The organism is Paenibacillus oryzisoli (assembly GCF_050467285.1).
Lineage (GTDB): Bacteria > Bacillota > Bacilli > Paenibacillales > NBRC-103111 > Paenibacillus_E > Paenibacillus_E oryzisoli_A.
This window is the reverse complement of the sequence record NZ_JBCMUN010000036.1, coordinates 1-2,225: the sequence shown is the minus strand read 5'-3', so window position 1 is coordinate 2,225 and position 2,225 is coordinate 1. Positions and strand designations below refer to the sequence as shown.

Below are 2,225 nucleotides of genomic sequence, written 5' to 3'. Positions count from 1 at the left end.
ACGGTACCTGCTACTGCACCTGTGTGGGTAGCTTCGCTCTTACGCAGTTCAAATTTCATATCCAAGCTAGTTCCTGCAGCCGCACCAGCTGTGTTTACCGTAATTTCTTTATCGCTAAATGCGTTTAAAGCAATTACATCGCCATCATTGATGGTGCCTAGACCGTCTACGCTAACCGTGAAGTGATCACCAGTCAGGTTTGCTACAACATCATACGTGACAACTTTGTTGTTTTGTACAATATCAACCGTGTTGTTGTCGGATGTTTTCGAGAAAGCAGTCATTTTCTCGCCGTATTGGTCAAATACTTGGAATTTTGGCTTCGTTGTTGCAGATGCTACTGCTTTTGTCGCTACATCGGTTACCACACGGATGCTGTCTGGGTAACGAACATCGGAAAGTGGAATGTTAATTTGTGCATTGCTGTTTACACCATTACCGTAGATTGCTACGAAGATATTGCCTTGACCTTTGGCATCTACGTGCGCAATGTGCAGTTTACCTTTGTTAGGGCCAGCTTGAACAATTTTCAGATCTTGTGCATCATCTGTCGAGTCAACCAACATCGCCGCTGGTACATCTGTCGTGCCGCCTGTAACCAGGTTGCCCGAAGTTGTGATTTTAAAGCGGCCTGCTTTCGCATTATCTACAATGTCGTCTGCACTCAGTTTGTTGCCAGCTTCATCATAGGCTACGATGTCAACATATTTGTCGCTATCACCGTATGCAAATGTTGTGGATGGTTGAACAAGCTCAACTTTTGCAGCAACTTTCGAAGATGTTGCTTTTACTGTCGCTGTTGCTTGGGAACCGCCGCCGAATACGGTTACTGTGAAGTCTTGAGATTTATCTGCATTCGCTCCAAGTGTAAATACAACGTCATCTACGTTATCGTTGTTATCATCTGCAATAACAGCCGGTGTATTACCTGCATATTCTGCATATGGCGTTACGAATACAGTTGGTGTAATCGCGGAGCCGGATTCTTTCGTTACTACGCCGCCATATTGGTCATATTGCGTCAATTTCACTACGGCTTTTTCACCCGCAAGAGACAAGGAACCTTTACCGTTTTGGTAAGTCACATCGCCCAACTCTACTTTTGTTACATATGGCGTATCGCCAATTTTGAACAATTTCGTTGCAGAAACGTGCTGATCGTTATCATAGATGTTAATCGATACTTGACTGCTGTTTGGAATCACGCCTGTGTAGTTTGTGTCCAGGTTTACATACAGTTTGCCGTCATCCGATTTCGTCAGTGTCGCTGTGTCAGGAGTTGTTGCATATACGGTGTAGTTACCCGCGGAGAAGGATGCTGTTTCGCCGTATTGGTTCACAGGTTGAACTTCTACTTTAGCTTTGTCAGACTTAGCAATTGTCTCACCAGCGGTTACAAATTCAATCTTTGTAACTTTCTCATTCTCAGCTGTAAACTTCGCTGTTGTAGTTCCAACGCTAGCTGCATCTAGACCGGAAAGCGTTGCGGTGTATTCACCTTCACTTACTTTGGAGTCTGTCAACGTCAGTACAGCAGATTTTTTATCTTCAGACCATGCTGTTGTTGTGTTTACAGCCGCGCTACCTTTTGTCAGCGCTACAACTGCTTTTGTCGTGTCAACTGGCTTGTTAAAGCTTACTGTTACTTTTTGCGCGCCAGTCGCTTTTGCTTCTGTCATGGATACTGCGCCAGCCGGTACGTATTGCTGTTTCGCTTCGTATGCACCTGTTACAAGCAGATCACGTGTTGCGTTGCTCATGCCGCCGAAAGTACCATCTTCATTGTTAGAAAGAACTTTCAAAGCAAGGGCTTCCGCTACATAGCCTTGCGCCCAACCAGAAACAGTTGCGTCTGTACCTGTCAGTGCTTTTGCTTCTGCGTCTTTACCAAGTACACGCACCAAGAAAGTAGCCAGTTGTTCTTTGGTTACTTTACCTGCTGGGTTGTACATGCCTTCTGCGTAGCCGTCAGTCACGCCAGCTGTTTTCAAAGCTTCGATGTAAGGCAGTGCATAACCGTTTGCTGGGTCGGATACACTAACGTCAGTGAAGCTGGATGTTTGCAGGTCTTTGTTGATGTCCAGACCCATGATCAGGGCTGCTACTTTCGCGAATTGTGCGCGGTTCATTTCGTCTTTCAGACCAAATGTTGTATCGCTCACACCGTCGAAGATGCCCGCGGAGATCATCGCGTCAAACTTCGCCTTCGTTGCAGCGTCAAGATC

At 45.8% G+C, this 2,225-nt stretch carries 1 protein-coding gene; it reads right to left on the bottom strand.

Annotated elements, in window-relative coordinates; genetic code table 11:
- Positions 1 to 2,225 (bottom strand): S-layer homology domain-containing protein (locus tag ABE504_RS32260; protein WP_430096748.1); only part of this gene is annotated, 2,225 nt, incomplete at both ends.